The 15,830-nt window shown below is 75.3% G+C and carries 16 protein-coding genes; 9 read left to right on the top strand and 7 right to left on the bottom strand.

Translation table 11 applies throughout. The features are described 5' to 3' along the window. Positions 1-20: 20 nt before the first annotated feature. From GA0070213_RS15165 to GA0070213_RS15155, 3 genes are all read right to left on the bottom strand, one after another. A complete protein-coding gene (locus GA0070213_RS15165) occupies positions 21-1,445 on the bottom strand; it encodes an ATP-binding protein (protein ID WP_245716407.1) in 1,425 nt (474 codons plus the stop codon). A 71-nt stretch (positions 1,446-1,516) separates the two neighbouring features. After that, entirely contained in the window at positions 1,517-2,188 is a 672-nt protein-coding gene (locus tag GA0070213_RS15160; RefSeq protein WP_091063411.1) for a response regulator, read from the bottom strand. After that, the gene (locus tag GA0070213_RS15155) at positions 2,185-3,423 is read right to left on the bottom strand and encodes a sensor histidine kinase (protein WP_091063409.1); all 1,239 of its coding nucleotides are present in this window, start codon (positions 3,421-3,423) and stop codon (positions 2,185-2,187) included. The genes GA0070213_RS15160 and GA0070213_RS15155 overlap by 4 nt, the downstream gene beginning before the upstream one ends. Positions 3,424-3,555: 132 nt before the next feature. Between GA0070213_RS15155 and GA0070213_RS15150 the strand changes: the two genes are divergently transcribed. The 4 genes from GA0070213_RS15150 to GA0070213_RS15135 all read left to right on the top strand — a co-directional run bounded on the left by GA0070213_RS15150 (position 3,556) and on the right by GA0070213_RS15135 (position 6,526). Then, a complete protein-coding gene (locus GA0070213_RS15150) occupies positions 3,556-4,455 on the top strand; it encodes an ABC transporter ATP-binding protein (RefSeq protein ID WP_091063406.1) in 900 nt (299 codons plus the stop codon). Further along, positions 4,452-5,246 carry an ABC transporter permease gene (locus tag GA0070213_RS15145; protein WP_091063404.1) on the top strand — a complete coding sequence of 265 codons (795 nt, stop codon included), beginning with the start codon at positions 4,452-4,454 and terminating at the stop codon, positions 5,244-5,246. The genes GA0070213_RS15150 and GA0070213_RS15145 overlap by 4 nt, the downstream gene beginning before the upstream one ends. 2 nt (positions 5,247-5,248) lie before the next feature. After that, on the top strand, positions 5,249-5,953 hold the full coding sequence (locus tag GA0070213_RS15140; protein WP_091063402.1) for a YqeB family protein: 705 nt from the start codon (positions 5,249-5,251) through the stop codon (positions 5,951-5,953). A gap of 69 nt (positions 5,954-6,022) precedes the next feature. Then, complete coding sequence (locus GA0070213_RS15135; protein ID WP_091063398.1) at positions 6,023-6,526, top strand: hypothetical protein; 504 nt, start codon at positions 6,023-6,025, stop codon at positions 6,524-6,526. A 76-nt stretch (positions 6,527-6,602) separates the two neighbouring features. Here the strand turns inward: GA0070213_RS15135 and GA0070213_RS15130 are convergent, their stop codons facing one another. Continuing rightward, a complete protein-coding gene (locus tag GA0070213_RS15130) occupies positions 6,603-8,066 on the bottom strand; it encodes a serine hydrolase domain-containing protein (protein WP_091063395.1) in 1,464 nt (487 codons plus the stop codon). A 34-nt stretch (positions 8,067-8,100) separates the two neighbouring features. Continuing rightward, on the bottom strand, positions 8,101-8,607 hold the full coding sequence (locus GA0070213_RS15125) for an ArsR/SmtB family transcription factor (protein ID WP_091063392.1): 507 nt from the start codon (positions 8,605-8,607) through the stop codon (positions 8,101-8,103). Positions 8,608-8,889: 282 nt separating this feature from the next. Between GA0070213_RS15125 and GA0070213_RS15120 the strand changes: the two genes are divergently transcribed. Genes GA0070213_RS15120 through GA0070213_RS15105 form a run of 4 tightly spaced genes read left to right on the top strand, consistent with a single transcriptional unit; the run spans position 8,890 to position 12,774 of the window. Continuing rightward, on the top strand, positions 8,890-9,768 hold the full coding sequence (locus GA0070213_RS15120; protein ID WP_245716406.1) for a CDP-alcohol phosphatidyltransferase family protein: 879 nt from the start codon (positions 8,890-8,892) through the stop codon (positions 9,766-9,768). Then, positions 9,765-11,450, top strand: coding sequence for an alkaline phosphatase family protein (locus GA0070213_RS15115; protein ID WP_245716405.1), 1,686 nt, complete (start codon positions 9,765-9,767; stop codon positions 11,448-11,450). Before GA0070213_RS15120 ends, GA0070213_RS15115 begins: the two co-directional genes overlap by 4 nt. Before the next feature lie 13 nt (positions 11,451-11,463). After that, positions 11,464-12,219 (top strand): FkbM family methyltransferase, encoded by a 756-nt coding sequence (locus GA0070213_RS15110; RefSeq protein ID WP_091064342.1) that lies wholly within the window; start codon positions 11,464-11,466, stop codon positions 12,217-12,219. Positions 12,220-12,234: 15 nt separating this feature from the next. Next, positions 12,235-12,774: a DUF1697 domain-containing protein gene (locus tag GA0070213_RS15105; RefSeq protein WP_091063389.1), complete on the top strand. Its 540-nt coding sequence runs from the start codon at positions 12,235-12,237 to the stop codon at positions 12,772-12,774. Positions 12,775-12,779: 5 nt separating this feature from the next. On the opposite strand, the gene GA0070213_RS15100 is transcribed toward GA0070213_RS15105, so the two are convergent. Both GA0070213_RS15100 and GA0070213_RS15095 read right to left on the bottom strand, forming a co-directional pair. After that, entirely contained in the window at positions 12,780-13,760 is a 981-nt protein-coding gene (locus GA0070213_RS15100; RefSeq protein WP_091063386.1) for an MBL fold metallo-hydrolase, read from the bottom strand. A gap of 154 nt (positions 13,761-13,914) precedes the next feature. Next, positions 13,915-14,793, bottom strand: coding sequence for a serine hydrolase (locus GA0070213_RS15095; RefSeq protein ID WP_091063384.1), 879 nt, complete (start codon positions 14,791-14,793; stop codon positions 13,915-13,917). 38 nt (positions 14,794-14,831) lie between these two features. Between GA0070213_RS15095 and GA0070213_RS15090 the strand changes: the two genes are divergently transcribed. Further along, entirely contained in the window at positions 14,832-15,809 is a 978-nt protein-coding gene (locus GA0070213_RS15090) for a LysR family transcriptional regulator (protein WP_091063381.1), read from the top strand. The last annotated feature ends 21 nt before the right edge of the window (positions 15,810-15,830 follow it).

Below are 15,830 nucleotides of genomic sequence, written 5' to 3'. Positions count from 1 at the left end.
GGCCGGACACCGGCAGGAGTTCAATCCCGCCACGCGGTGAGCAGTTCCTCCGGCCCGAGCACTGTCACACCGTCGACCGCTCGTCCACCGCGCACCACGGCGACGACCGGGGTGCGCTCGTCGGCTCCCGGCAGTTGTGCGCGGTGGTGGAGCAGCCGGCTCAGGTCGTGCGCGTCGAACGGCCCGTGTTCCAGCCACTTGACGGAGCCGACGAAGGTGATCCGCTTGGCCACCGGCCCCCGGTCGCCGCCGACGAGGTCGATCTCGGGATCGTTGGTACGGGTCCAGAAGCCGCTCACCACCGCCGTGTCGGCCGGCAACTGCCCGGAGGGCAGCCGGCGCAACGACTCCCGGATCACCGGTTCGACCGCACGTCCTCGCCAGGAGGTCCACGAGGAGTCGATTCGGGCCAACGTCAGGTCTCCCCGACCACGCTCGATCTCCGCCAGGTGGGGCCCGAGGAAGGCGAGCCAGAAGCGGAGGTACGGATCGGCGACGACGTAGCGGGTCTCACGGGAGGGCCGGGTGGACAGCGGAAGGGTGGCCTCGACGATCCGCTTGTCGGTGAGCAGCCGGAGCGCGCGATGCAGCGACCCCTGCGGAATACCGCCCGCGGCCCGGGCGATCGACGAGAAGGTCCGTTCCCCGGCGCCGATGGCGCGGAGCACCGTGTCCGGCTGTGACTGCGGGGGGAATTCGGCGGCGAGGGCCCGCTCGCCGCTGACGAGCAGCGCGGAAGTGGGGTCCCTGACCGCACCGGAGAGGTAGTCGCGCAGCCCGTCGCCGGGCGCCCAGTCGTCGACCACCAGCGGCAGGCCCCCGGTGACGAGATAGGCGTCGATGGCGTCCGCGGGCGCCAGTTCGAGCATCTCGCCCACGTCGGCCGGGCTGAGCGGCGGAATCACCATCTCCGTGGCGCGCTGGTGGAAGGGGCGCCCGTAGTCGTTCAGCGCCTCCATCATCGCCAGGTCGGACCCGACGCAGATCACCAGGACCGGCCGGCGGGACAACTCCCGATCGAAGACCTTCTGCAGGGTCCCCTCGAAGCCGGGATCGGTGGCGATCAGATAGGGCATCTCGTCGATCACGACGACGCTCGGCCGGTCGGTGGGTAGCGCGGCGGCGAGCAACGTGAGCGCGGCGTCCCAGGTGGCCGGCGCCTGCCCGGTGAACAACCCCGCGCCCGGGAGCGTCGAGCCCGCCACGGCCGACACGAACAGCGCCAGATCGGCGGCGGCGGTCGGCTGCGCCGAGGCGGTGTAGAACAGATGGGGCACGTCCGCGCGTTCGACGAACTCCTCGACCAGTCGCGACTTGCCCACCCGGCGTCGTCCACGCATGAGCAGGGCCCGCCCCGGACGCCCGGCGCGACCGCCCCGAGCCACGCGGCCGAGCATCCCGTCGAGGTGAGTCAGCTCACGAGTTCTGCCGACGAACCCCGCCACGCGATCACCTCAAAGGCTCTCATCCTCGATACTCTCATCCTTGATACTATCAGAAATGAGAGCCTTAGAAGTCAGGCCAGGTCGGCGTCCTGCACCAGGAGCGCCACCTGTACCCGGTTGTTCAGGTCCAGCTTGGTGAGCAACCGGGACACGTACGCCTTCACGGTGGCCACGCTCATGAACAGCTCGGCGGAGATCTCCGCGTTGGTCCGCCCCCGGCCCAGCAGCAGCGCGACCTCCCGCTCCCGCTCGGACAGCCCGCCCAGCAGCCGCACCGCCCGCTCCCGCTTCGGGTCCGGTCCGGGCGGCGGCGCAGCGGCGGTCACGTGGGCGATCAGCTTGCGGGTCACCGCCGGGGACAGCGTCGCCTCGCCCGCCGCGACCCGGCGTACCGCCGCCACGATCTCGGCCGGCGGGGTGTCCTTGAGCAGGAAGCCGCTCGCCCCGGCGCGCAACGCCCGCAGCACCTGCTCGTCGGCGTCGAAGGTGGTCAGCACCAGCACCTCGGGCGGGTCCGCCGCCGCCCGCAGCGCCTCGGTGGCGGCCAGCCCGTCCACCCGGGGCATCCGGATGTCCATCAGCACCACGTCCGGGGCGTGCGCGGCGACCGCCGCGGGCACCTCGGACCCGTCGGCGGCCTCGCCCACCACGGTCAGGTCGGGCACCCCGCCGAGGATCATCGACAGCGCGCCCCGGACCAACGGGTCGTCGTCCACGATCAGCACCCGCAGCGGATCACTCATGAGGAAACCGCCCAGGGCAGCCATGCGGTCAGTCGGAAGTCGCCGTCGGCGTCGCGGCCGTGGCCGAGGCGCCCGCCGGCCAGCGAGACCCGCTCGGCGACGCCGACCAGCCCGGTGCCGGTGCCGGGGATCGCGGTCGCGGGCCCGCCCACCGGCCACGGGTTGCTGATCTCGACCGCCAGCCCGTCGCCGGGGCCACCGGCCAGCCGGACCGTCACCACCGCGCCGGGCGCGTGCTTGCGGGCGTTGGTGAGCCCCTCCTGCACGATCCGGTAGGCGCTGCGCCCGATCGCCGCCGGCACCCCGGCCGGCTCGGTCACCTCGTCGACCACGCTGACCCGTACCCCGGCCTCCCGGCTCTCGGCGACCAGCGCGGGCACGTCGCCGAGCGTCGGCTGCGGCCGTTCCGGGGTGGCCTCGGAGCCCTCCTCGGCCCGCAGCACGCCGATCACCTCGCGCAGGTCCTGCAACGCGGTGTGCGCGCTGGCCCGGATCACGCCGGCCGCCCGGGCGACCTCCTCCGGGGGCGCGTCGGGGCGGAACTCCAACGCCCCGGCGTGCAGGCTGAGCAGCGAGATCCGGTGGGCGAGCACGTCGTGCATCTCCCGGGCGATCCGCCCGCGTTCCAGGTGCCGGGCCTGGTCGAGCCGGAGCTGCTGCTCGGCCTCGGCCCGCTCGGCGCGGTCGCGCAGCGACAGCACGAGCTGGCGGCGGGCCCGGACGAAGAGCGCCCACGCCACCACGATGCCGAGGAAGAGCACGGTCCAGGCCATCGCGGCCCAGAGCGGCATGGCCGGGTCGGGGCGGATCGCGATGTAGGGCAGCGAGGTGACCGCGTTCCAGGCGACCAGTGCCAGCCCTACCCGCAGCGGCCGGTGCACCAGCACGGTGAAGATGACGATGAGCAGCGCCGCCCCGGCCGTGACGGAGAAGAACGTCAGCGGCGCGGTGGCCACGGCCAGCCCGACCGGCCACCGGCGGCGCAGCCAGAGCGCACCGGTCGCCAGCAGACCGGCGAGCAGGTCCGCCCCGATCAGCCAGTCCGGCCCGATGTTGAGCGCGAACTCCGGGTCCCGGCTGATCGCGTCGTCGTGCGCGACCGCCACCCAGAGCAACGCGAGCAGGAACAGCATGCCGTCGACGAACCAGTCCCGCGGGGTCCGGCGGGGCGCCCGGGCGGGCACCAGGGAACCCGGCAGGAGCCAGGGGTGATCGGGGACGGCGGCGCTGTTCACCCACCAATGGTAGGGAGCCGTCCGGACCCGCTACCAGCTACCAAAGTCGACGCCTGTGGTGAACCGAGGTCGGTGCCGGCAGCGACCGCCGGCCGCAGCGGATCACCGGGTGGCCCCGGCAGGCTTCTCGGCATGATCCACGTTGACCACCTGACCAAGCGGTACGGCCCGCACACCGCCGTCGACGACGTCACGTTCCGCTGCGAACCGGGCACGGTGACCGGTTTCCTCGGCCCGAACGGCGCCGGTAAGTCCACCACGATGCGCATGATCTGCGGGATGACGCCGCCCAGTTCGGGCGCGGCCACGGTGGCCGGCCGGCCCTACCGGCAGCTGCCCAACCCGGGGCGGGAGATCGGCGTCCTGCTCGACGCGTCGGCGCAGCACGCCGGTCGCACCGGACGCGAGACGCTCACCCTGGCCGCCCGCACCATGGGCGTGGACCGGGGGCAGGTGGCCGCGAAGCTGGACCTGGTCGGGTTGAACGCCACCGCCGCCCGGCGGCGGGTCGGCGCGTACTCCCTGGGGATGCGGCAGCGGCTCGGCCTGGCGCTGGCGCTGCTGGGCGACCCCCGGGTGCTGATCCTGGACGAGCCGGCCAACGGCCTCGACCCGGAGGGCATCTACTGGATGCGCGGCCTGCTGCGTGACTACGCCGACCGCGGCGGCACCGTGCTGCTCTCCTCGCACCTGCTGCGCGAGGTGGAGGCGGTGGCCGACCGGCTGGTGGTGATCGGCGGTGGCCGGGTGGTCGCCCAGGGCGGCAAGGACGAGCTGCTGGCCGGCGCCGGCACCCTGGTCCGCGCCCGGGACCAGCACGCCCTGCGCCTCACCCTGGACCGCGCCGCTCTCCCGGCCACCGCCGGCACCGACGGCGGCTTCGTCGTCCGGGCCGAGCCGGCGGCCGTCGGCCAGGCCGCGGCCGACGCCGGGCTGGTCCTCACCGAACTGCGCCCGGCCGGCACCGGCGGCCTGGAACAGCTCTTCCTCACCCTCACCGCCGGCGCGTCGACCAAGGAGGCCGTCCGATGACCACCGCCACCGCTCCCACGCCCACCGCCGCCCACGCGCGGCCCGAGCCGGCCGCCACCAGCCCTTCGCTGGCCCGGCTGACCCAGGTGGAGCTGCGCAAGCTCGCCGACACCCGGGCCGGACGCTGGCTGCTGATCACGATCGGGCTGATCGCGGTCGCCATCGTGGTGGTGCAGCTCTTCGTCACCGATGCGGCGGAGCAGACCTTCAGCGCGTTCTTCGAGCCGTCGCTGCTGCCGGTCGGGCTGCTGCTGCCGGTGCTCGGCATCCTCTCCATCACGAGCGAATGGTCCCAGCGCACCGCGTTGACCACGTTCGCGCTGGTGCCGCGCCGGGAGCGGGTGATCGTCGCCAAACTCACCGCGGTGGTGCTGGCCGCGCTCGGCTCGGTGCTGGTCAGCCTCGTCGTCGCCGCCGCCGGCACACTGGCGGCCAAGGCCACCGGCGGGGCGGGCGCCTGGACGTTCGACTGGCGGATGCTGCCGCACGCGGCGGTGTTCCAGGTGGGCAGCGTGTTGCTCGGTGCCGGTTTCGGCCTGCTGCTGCTGAACACGCCGCTGGCGATCGTCACCTATCTGCTGCTGCCGACCGTGTGGAGCGTGCTGGCCGCGATGATCGAGGGGCTGCGGGGGCCGGCCCGTTGGCTGGACACCTCGTACACGATGGGGGCGCTGCTGGGGCCGGACGTGACCGCCGGGCAGTGGGCCCGCCTCGGGGTGTCGTTGGTCGTCTGGGTGCTCCTGCCGCTGGTCGCCGGCCTGTTCCGCACGCTGCGGCGGGAGGTGTCCTGACCGTGTCGGTGCGGGAACCCGGCGACGTCGTGGTCGACGGCGGGGTCGGCGAGCTGGTGCTGATGTGGGCCGGGTTCCCGTTGCTCGGGGCGGGCCTGGGCGCCGGGCTGACCGCGCTGTCCGGCTGGATCGCCGGGCTGGCCTGGTTCCCCTTCCAGGACGTGTTCGCGCTGCTCGACCGGTGGCCGGACCAGCGGTCGTACCCGCTCGGCGCGGGGGCGGTGGCGCTGGCCGGCGTGGCGCTGGCCGTGGCGGGCACGCGGGAGCGGCTGCGGGTCACGGTCGGGCGCCGGTCGGTGGAGCTGCACCGGGACGGGCACGGCCGGGACGTGGCTCGGGCCGAGGTGACCGGCGTGTTCGCCGACGGCAAGGCGCTGGTGCTGCTGGACGCCGCCGGCGGCGAGCTGGCCCGGGAGAAGTCCGACCTGGGCGTCGCACGGCTGCGGGAGGCGTTCACCGGGCAGGGTTGGCCGTGGGTCGACCGGGACCCGCACCGGGACGCGTACCGGCGGTGGGTGCCCGGGCTGCCCGGGCTGCCGACCGGCGCCGACGCGCTGCTGCGGGCCCGGGAGCGGGCGCTCAAGGACAGCCGCGACGCCGAGGTGCGGGAGCTGCACGGGGAGCTGGCCCGGCTCGGCGTCGTGGTGCGCGACGAGGGGAAGCGGCAGTACTGGCGGCTGGTGCACCTCGACGGCGAGCCCCGGTAGTCGCGGGCGGGCACGATCGGCGGGGGCCGTCCTACACTCGGGACCCCGCCCGCCCGATGGGAGTTCCCGTTGCGTCCTCGGCTCGCGCCCCCGACCCTGGTCCTGGCCCTGCTGCTCGCCGGCTGCGGCGGCGGCGAGACCGAACAGGTCGCCCTCCCGCCGCCGGCGAGTCCGACGCCGAGCACGGTGGCGCCGCTGACGGCCAAGGAGGCGAAGGGGCGTTACCTGGCCGTGGTGGCGGCGTACGACATCGCCCGCGACGAGCTGGCCGAGGCCGGGAAGGCGGGCCGGCCGTGGCGGGCCGTGCGGGACCGGGCCGGCGCGGTCGCCACCGCCAACGAAGCCTGCGCCGGTGAGCTGCGCACGGTCCGCTGGCCGGCCGCCGTGCAGGCGCCGATGACGGCGCTGCTCGCCGAGCACGAGGTGGCGCTGCGGCACTGGAAGCTCGCTGCCGCCGCCGGCAGCGACGCGGTGCTGCGCCGGGAGATCCGGGCCGCCGGCGCGCACGACGGCACCCGGCAGGCGGCCAAGGTACGCGCCGCGCTGGGCCTGCCGCCGCGCCGCGCCGCCTGAGGGAGCGCCGGCCCGGCCCCGTGCCCGGGCCGGCGCAGCCGTGGTGCGGACCGGCGACCGTGGTCCGCCCCCTCGGTCAGGCGGCGATCACCGCCACGGCGAGGGCGGCGAAGGCGGCGGAGAGCGCCGCTCCGGTCCACCGGCGCCACGGCGGCGCACCGGCCACCACCGGCAGGTCGCGCCAGCGGCGGGCGGCGAGCGCCACGGCGACCCCGGTCAACGCGGCCCCGAGCGGCCAGATCCAGCCCGGCACCACCGACCAGTCGCCGAGCCGGTGACCGAGCCCGAGGTAGAGCACCGCCCAGCCGGCGGCGGAGAGCACGCTGAGCCGGTCCGCCCCGCGCCGGGCGGTGCCGAGCAGCGACAGGCCACCGAGGAACGTGAACGCCAGCGCCAGGCCGGCGCCGATCCAACCGGGCAGGCCGGTGGACTCGCTCGCCGCGTCGCCCCGCACGCCGAGCAGCCGCAGGCCCAGCGCGTCGACGTCGTGGGCGGTGTTGGCGAGCACCACGATTCCCCGGCCGGTGGCGCGTTCGTAGCCGACGTACGACCGGAAGCCGCCGGTGCCGCCGTTGTGCCAGACGATCTCCCGGTCGCCGTACCGGCTGGTGAACCAGCCGTAGCCGATCCGGCGACCGGCCTCGTCGTCGAAGCGGGGCGTGGCGGCGTCGGCGCCGGGCGCGGTGCCGGCGAGCATGGCGGCGGTGAGCCGGCCCAGGTCCTCGGCGGTGGACCAGACGCCGATGCCGGCCGGCGCGTACCCCGCGCCCGTCCACCCGTCGGCGGGCCGGCCGCCGGCGGTGGCGCCCTCGGCGCGGCCGCCGGGCAGGTCGGCGGGGTCGGCGGCGACGACCGTGTCGGTCATGCCCAGCGGGGTCAGCACGTCGCGCCGGAGCAGCTCCGGGTAGCCGACGCCGGCCTGCGCGGCGAGGCCCTGACCGAGCAGCGACGCGCCGAAGTTGGAGTAGGAGACGGCGCCCCGGTCGTCGTCCGGCTCGGCGCGGCGGGCGTCGGCCACGATCCGGTCCACGTCGTCGCCGGCGTACGCGTTGCCGGCGGTGACCGACGTCCACCAGGTCCGGGCCAGCGTGGCCGGGCCGGTCGGCAGCCGGGGCAGGCCGGAGCGGTGGCTGGCCAGCTCGGCGAGGGTGACCTCGCCGGTCGGGCCGGTCACCTCGGGCAGGACGGTGCGGAGCCGGTCGTCCGGGTCGACCGCGCCGGCCGCCGACCGGTGGGCCAGGAGCATGCCGGTGAGTGGCTTGCCCACCGAGCCGATCTCGAACGGGGTGCCCGGCTCGACGGCCGGCCCGCCGGGCGTACGGTCGCCGATCCCGGCGACGCGGACCCGGCCGCCGTCGACCGAGGCCACCGCGATGCCGCGCAGGCCTCGTGGGTCGTCGATCGCGGCTCGGACGGTCGCCGCCAGGTCGGCGTCGCCGCTCTGGCGGGGGCCGGGTTCCGGGGCCCGGGGCATCAGGCCGGTGGCGGCGGTCGCGGCGACGAGGCCGGCGACGGCGGTGAGGACGGTCGGGGTACGCATGGTGCTGCCTTCCGTCGGGCTGGGGTGGGGCAGGTCAGTGGCGGGCGGCGGTGAGGATGGCCAGCAGCGGCACCACCCGTTCCGGCGGGATGTCGTAGCGCCCGCGGGCACCGCTGCGGAGCCACCCGGCGGCGGCGAGCTGCCGCAGGTGGTGGTGGAGCTGCCCGGTGGTGCCGAGGCCGTCGAGGTCGGCCAGTTCGGCGGTGCCGTGCCGGCCGCCGAGGATCTCCCGCAGCAGCCGTAGCCGCACCGGGTGGGCGAGCGCGGTGAGCGTGCCGGCCAGCGCCGGCCAGTCGCCGTCGAGCAGGTCGTCGACGCCGGCGCCGTACTGCCAGTCGTAGTGACGGTCGGCGGTGCGCACGGTGCCGGTGTAGAGCACCGCGCCGGCGCCGTCCGGCGGAAGCCGCCGCTTCAGGCCGTCCAGCGCCCAGAACACGTCCGCCGGTGCCGCTTCGGGCGCCGGGACCGGGGCCGCCCGCTCGCCGGCCAGCCGGGCCACCTGTGCCTCCAGGGCCGCCAGCCGCTCCTCCACACTCGCCATGACGGCAAAACTACGCAAGTACGTAGCTACGTGCAAACGGAGAAGCGGTCGGAGCGACCTCGTCGTCGCGCGCGTCCACCGCACCGGGCGCCCCCGGCGGAGCCACGAGCGGCGCATCCGGGGCGGACCTTCGGCGCGAAGGACACTCGTGATCGTGAGTTTTCGGCATCAGAGCGAACCGTTCGGGCATGTTCTGCGTACAGACCGGTGGGTCGTGGCGCGCAACTCGGAGGCACAGTGACAGCGGTTCGGACGGATCCATTCGCGGGGACGATCCTCCAGGTGGGGGTGTTGGCGGGTCTCGCCGGCACCGTCGGCCTGGGCCCGGCCGGCTGGCTGGCCGGCCTCGTCTACGGGGTGGTGACGCTCGCCGTGCTCGGGCGTGGGCTGCGCCGCTCGGGCGCGGAGCGGCTCGGGCCGGCCGACTGGGTGACGCTGGGCCGGGCCACCCTGGCCGGCGGCGTGACCGCGCTGGTGGCGGACTCGTTCAGCCGGCCGGTAGCGGTTCCGGTGCTGGTGGTGCTCACCGCGGTCGCGCTGTCGCTGGACTGGGTCGACGGGCAGGTGGCGCGACGCACCGGCACGGTCAGCGCGCTCGGGGCCCGGTTCGACATGGAGGTCGACTCCTTCCTCGTCCTGGTGCTCTGCGTCCACGTCAGCGGCCAGGTGGGTCCGTGGGTACTGGTGATCGGCGCGATGCGGTACGCCTTCGTCGCGGCCGGCTGGGCGCTGCCCTGGCTGAACGGCTCGCTGCCGCCGCGCTACTGGCGCAAGACGGTCGCCGCGGTCCAGGGCATCGCGCTGGCCGTGGTGGCCGCGGACGTGCTGCCCCGCGCGCTCGCCGTCGTGCTGCTGGCCGGCGCGCTCGCGCTGCTGCTCGAATCGTTCGGCCGCGACGTGCTCTGGCTGTGGCGGCGACGCGCGGCCACCCACCCGAGGAGCGCGTTCGCTGGTCGCGTGGTCGCTGATCCGGCGGCCGCCGGGCCTTCGGTCGCCGCGCCTCCGGTCGTTGGTCCCGCGAACGCCGCGCCGGTAGCGGTGCGCCCGGAGGCCGCCCGTCCGGCGGGCCGTGTCCCCGCTCCGGCGAGCCGCCGGAACGGCTGGAAACCCGGCGCTCCGGTGCTGGTCGGCCGCGCCGAGGTCGGCGGTCGACGCCGGTGACCGCCGACGACCTGCCCCCGCCTCCGGCCCCCCCGCGCGCCGGCGCGTCCACGACCGAGGTCCCCGCCGCCCGCGGGCGGCGCCGCCGCGTCCTCTCCGTGGTCGCCACCGTGCTGGCCGCCGCGCTCGTGCTGGTGGCCCTGATCGCGCCGACCGACGTCAACGACCTCACCCCCGCCGCGTTCCTCCGGATCCCGGTGGAGGGACTGGTCGCGGTCGCCCTGCTCCTGGTGCTGCCGCCGAGGCCACGCCGGATCGTGGCCATGGTGCTCGGCGCGCTGCTCGGCCTGGTCCTCGTGCTCAAGCTCGCCGACCTCGGCTTCTCGACCGTGCTGGACCGCCCCTTCGACCTGATCGCCGACTGGGCGTTCCTCGCCGCCGGCGCGGAGTTCCTGGCCGAGTCGTACGGGCGGGCCGCCCAGGTGGGCGCCGTGGCGGTGGCCGTGGTCGCGGTCGTCGCCGTACCGGTGCTGGTGACGCTGTCGATGCGCCGGCTGGCCCGGCTGCTGGGCGACCACCGGCTGGTCAGCGCGCGCACCGCCGCCGCGTTCGCCGCCGCCTGGGTGGTCTGCGCCGTGCTCGGCGCGCAGGTCGTCCCCGGGCTGCCGGTGGCCGCCGACACCGTCGCGACCGGCGTCTGGGACCGCACCCGGCAGGTCAACGCGGGCCTGCACGACCAGGAGCGGCTCGACGACCAACTCGCCGGCGACCCGTTCGCCGGCGCACCCGGCGACCAGTTGCTGACCGGGCTGCGCGGCAAGGACGTCCTGGTCGCGTTCGTGGAGAGCTACGGTCGGGTGGCGGTGGAGGATCCGGAGCTGGCCGGTGAGGTGGACGCCGCGCTGGACGAGGGGACGCGACAGTTGGCCGCGGCCGGCTACGGCAGCCGCAGCGCGTTCCTCACCTCGTCCACCACCGGCGGCGGCAGCTGGCTGGCGCACGCCACGCTGATGAGTGGCATCCGCGCCGACAACCAGTTGCGCTACACCAACCTGGTGCGCAGCGACCGGCTGACCCTCAACGGCGCGTTCAAGCGGGCCGGGTGGCGCACCTCGCTGGTCATGCCGGCGCTCACCCGGGCCTGGCCGGAGGCGACGTTCTTCGCCCCCGACCGGGTCTACGGCGCCGAGGACCTCGGCTACCGGGGGCCGACGTTCAGCTTCTCCTCCCCGCCGGACCAGTTCACCCTGGAGGCGTTCCAGCGCGCGGAGCGCACCCCCGGGCACGCCCCGGTGATGGCCGAGATCCCGCTGCTCTCAAGCCACATCCCGTGGTCCCCGGTGCCGAAGCTGGTCGACTGGGACGACCTCGGCGACGGGTCGGTCTTCACCGGCACCAACCGCGCGGACCGTGCCGACGAGGGCACCCGGAAGGCCTACCGCAACTCCGTCGTCTACTCGCTGCGGACGCTGGTCTCCTACGTCCAGCGGTACGGCGACGAGAACCTCGTGCTGGTCTTCCTCGGCGACCACCAGCCGGCGCGGGCGATCACCGGTGAGGGAGCCGGCAGGGACGTGCCGATCACCGTCGTGGCCAAGGACCCGGCCGTGTTCGACCAGATCGCCGGCTGGGGCTGGCAGGACGGCCTCAACCCCGCCCCGGACGCTCCTGTCTGGCCGATGGAGTCGTTCCGCGACCGGTTCCTGCGGGCCTTCGGACCGCAGTCCAGGACTCACAGTTAGGAACCTCGTGACGATGCTCGCACGGGCCTGGGGGATCACCCGGTCCCTGGCCATCTACCACGGTCAGCCGGCCAAGCACCGACGCGCCCGGGAGCTGTACGGGCAGTTCCTCTCCCCCGGCGACCTCGGCTTCGACATCGGCGCGCACGTCGGCGGCCGGGTCCGCACCTGGCGGCGGTTGGGCGCGCGGGTGGTCGCGGTCGAACCGCAGCCGGACTGCCTGCGGGTGCTGCGCCTGGCCTTCGGGCGCGACGCCGGCGTGGCGATCGAGCCCACCGCGGTCGGCGCCCGACCCGGCCAGGCGCGGCTGGAGCTGTCGTCGGCGACGCCGACGGTGTCCACCATGTCGTCGACCTGGATCGACTCGGTCACCGCCGACCCGAGCTTCGCCGGGGTGCGGTGGGACCGGTCGGTCGAGGTGCCGGTGGTGACGCTCGACGACCTGGTCGCCCGGCACGGTGTGCCGGCGTTCTGCAAGGTCGACGTCGAGGGCTTCGAGGTCGACGTGCTGGCCGGGCTGAGCCGGCCGGTGCGGGCGCTGTCCTTCGAGTACCTCCCACCCGCGCACGACGCGGCGCTCGCCGCGCTCGACCTGGTGGAACGGTTGGGCGCGGGGGCGGGCGGCTACCGCTACAACTACTCGCCGGTGGAGACCATGCGGTTCGCCGCCGACGAGTGGCTGGACGCGGCGGGCCTGGTGCGGCTGCTGGAGACGTACCGTCCGGCCGGCCGCTCCGGCGACGTCTACGCCCGGTTGGCGTCCGCCTGACCTAGGCTGGCGGCCATGACCCGCTACGCCGCCCTGCTGCGGGGCGTCAACGTCGGCTCGACCCGGCTGGCGATGGCAGACCTGCGCCGCGTCGTCACCGACCTCGGCCACGACGACGTCAAGACCTACCTGCAGAGCGGCAACGTGGTGTTCTCCAGCCCACCCACCCGCGACGAGGTGCTCGCCGAGGGCATCGCGAAGCGGCTCGCCGACGAGCTGGGCCTGCGCGTGCCGGTCCTGGTGCGGGACGCGGGTGAGCTGGCCGCGGTGGCCGACACCAGCCCGTACGCCGGGCGCCAGGACGATCCGACCCGGGTCCTGGTGGCGTTCCTGTCCGCCGCGCCCGAGCCGGCCCGGGCCCGCGGGCTGGCGGTGCCGGCCGGCGAGGAGATGGAGTACGCCGTCGCCGGCCGGGAGCTGCACCTGCACTACCCGGCCGGCAACTACGGGCGGACGAAGTTCACCACCGCGTACCTGGAGAAGACGTTGGGCGTGGTGGTGACGGTCCGCAACTGGAAGTCGGTGCTCGCCCTGCGCGACCTGACGGCCGGCTGAGGCGGTCAGAACCGGTACGCGGTGTGGTACTCGGGGACCAGCACCCGGCTGCGCGGTGACACCCGGCGCACCTCGGCGATCAGGGCGTCCAGGCGGGCACGGTCGGTCGCGGCGACCGTCGGCGGGTTGGTCAGCGCGGTCTCGAAGTTGTCCCAGTGCACCGGCACCACGACCTTCGGGTGGTCCAGCGCGGCCATCAGCCGGGGCACGTAGTCGGCGACGGACCCGGTGGCGGCGGACGCGACCATCGCCACGTCCGGCGCGAGCCCGGTCAGCCGGCGCTCGTCGAGGTCGCTCGCGCCCATGAAGAACACCGACGGCCCGCCGTCGACCCGGATCTGGTAGGCGAGCGTGTCCCCCTCGGGCAGGTCGGCGATCGTCGCCGGCTGCGGCGGCCTGCTGACCCGGACCCCGGGGAAGGCCATCGACCAGGACGGGTTGCGGCTGTGCAACGAGCCGACCACCTCGACCGTGTAGCCGTCGAAGTCGAGCACCTCGCCGCCCTTGACCGGGGCGAGCTGCCCGGTCGGCAGCCCGTACGCCAGCCCGAGGTGGTAGGCGGTGAGCGTGCCGAACACCCGGGCGCCGGTCCGGGCGGCGATGTGCGGCACGTCGTTGAAGTGGTCCCAGTGGGTGTGGGTGACCAGGATGTTCTCGGCCCGGTCGGCGAACCGGTCGACCACGTCGCCGGCCACGGTCAGCCGGGTGTCCGGGCGGAACGCGTTGCGGAACAGCCCGGTGTCGTAGCGGCTCAGGTACGGGTCGACAAGCACGGTGCGGTCGCCGATGTCGATGCGCCACCCGGCCGTACCCCACCAGCGGAAGCTCACCGCGCCGGGGCGGGGCCGACCGGTCGGGGCCACCGTGGTGGTGGCTCGGGCCGGCGTGCCGGCGACGAGGCCGGCGGTGGTGACGGCGGCGGCGCCGACGGCGGTGTCGCGCAGGAGCCGGCGGCGGTCGTAGCCGGACGGTCGGTTCTCGGGCATGGGTCGTCCTCCCCGTTCGGGATCGGTGGATCGGTCGGCCCACTCCACCACCGACGCGGTGGCGACGTCCAAGATCGAGCAGCGGAAGGTTCGATATGCGTTTCGATATCCCCGCAGGTGGGAGGCGGTGCGCTCGCGACTGTCGAGCCGGGGATCAGCGCAGCGAGTCGACCGCCGTCCGGGCGGCCTCCCCGATCGCCAGGTCCACGTCGATCCGGCGGGTGTCGAGCCGCTCGGTGCGCGCCAGGACCGCGACGGCGTACCGCCCGCCGTCCGGATACTCGGCGACGCCGGCCTCCAGGTGCAGGCCGGGCAGGGTGCCCGTCTTGCCGGCGACCCGGACGCCGGGTGGGAAACCGGCCGCGAGCCGGGTCCAGAAGAGCTGCCGGGACATCAACTCCCGAACCGTGGCGCAGGCCGCCGGCGGGCCGGCCTCGTCGCGCCACACCAGGCGCAGCAACCGGGTCAGCTCCCGGGCGGTGCTGGAGGAGGTGCGCTCCGGGTCGAAGACCCGCATGGCCCGGACCCGCTCCGGCGACAGGGTGGGGAAGATCCGCGCGAACTCCGCCTCGGTCCGCGCGCCGACGTCGGCGAGCATGGTCTCGACCAGGTGCCGGGGGCCACCGACGATCCGGGTACCCGGCAGGCCCAGCTCCGCGGCGAGCATCGACGGCACGTCCGGGCCGACCCGGCGCAGCAGCAGGTCGGCGGCCGTGTTGTCGCTGACCGACATGGCGAAGTACGCGAGGTCGCGCAACGACACCTCGACGTCGTCGGCGCAGCCGGCCACGCCCCAGCCGCCGAGCCGGTCGGCGGCGCCGACCAGCACCCGTTCGGTCGGGTCGAGCTGGCCGGCGGCGACCTGCCGGGCGAACTCCAGCACCAGCAGGATCTTGAAGACGGACGCGATGACGATCCGCTCGTCGGCCCCCACCGCCACCTCGCGCGCCGGGTCGTCCACGTCGGCCACGTGCAGGCAGCCGCTCAGCCCGGCCCGCCCGAAGATCTCCCCCACCCGTTGCGCCGCGTCCACGCCGACACGGTAGCCAGCACGCGGGTTAGGGTGCGCGGGTGGACCTGCTGCGACACCTGCGGCACTTCGCGGTGGTCGCCCGCGAGCTGCACTTCGGCCGCGCCGCCGAGACGCTGGGCATGGCGCAGCCACCGTTGAGCCAGTCGATCCGCCGGCTGGAGCAGGAGTTGGGCACCGCCCTGTTCGACAGGTCGCAGCGGCGGGTCCGCCTCACCACCGCCGGCCAGTTGCTGCTCGGCGAGGCCGACGACCTGCTCGCCGGCGAACGCCGGCTGCGTCACCTCGCCGACCGGGTGCGCCGCGGCGCGCTCGGCGTGCTGCGCGCCGGCGTACCCCCGGAGACGCCGGCGGTGACGCTGCGCGCGTTGCTCGACGGCCTGGCCGCCCGCGCGCCCGGGCTCGACCTGGATCTGCACGAGCTGACCAGCGCCGAGCAGCGGCGGATGCTGGCGGAGGGACGGCTGGACGTCGGCCTGCTGCACCATCCGGTCGAGGAGGCCGGGCTGCGGTTCGGCGAGTCGGTCGACGTGCCGGTCGGCGCGCTGCTGCCCCGGGTGTCGCCGCCGGCCCGGGCCCGCGAGGTGGCGCTTGCCGACCTGGCCGGCCTGGACCTGGTCACCGCGCCGCCGGCCACCGCGCCCGGCTGGCACGAGCATCTGCTGGCCGTGTGCCGGCAGCACGGTTTCGTTCCGGCCCGGGTCCGCCCGGCGCGCAATCCCGAGTTCCTGTTCGGGCTGCTCCTGGCCGGTGGCGCGGTGGCCGTCGAGCCGGCGGCGCTGGCGCGCCGGGAGCCCCGCCTCACCTGGCGACCGCTCGCCGGCGCCCCGCTGGTCCGGCGGATCTCCGCGGCCTGGCCCACTCGGGCGGCGCACCCGGCGGCGCCGATGTTCGGCCGGCTCGCCGCCGAGGTGCTGGCCGCGCCGGACACGCCGGTCGGGCCGGCGGTGCCCGCCCCGGCGGCCCGCCCCTGGCCGGTGCTGTTCGAGGCCGGTCGGGACGAAACGTTGTCGCCGTGATCTCCCGGAGTTCACCCGACA

Source organism: Micromonospora humi (assembly GCF_900090105.1).
Taxonomy (GTDB): domain Bacteria; phylum Actinomycetota; class Actinomycetes; order Mycobacteriales; family Micromonosporaceae; genus Micromonospora; species Micromonospora humi.
This window is presented reverse-complemented; position numbering and strand designations above follow the sequence as displayed.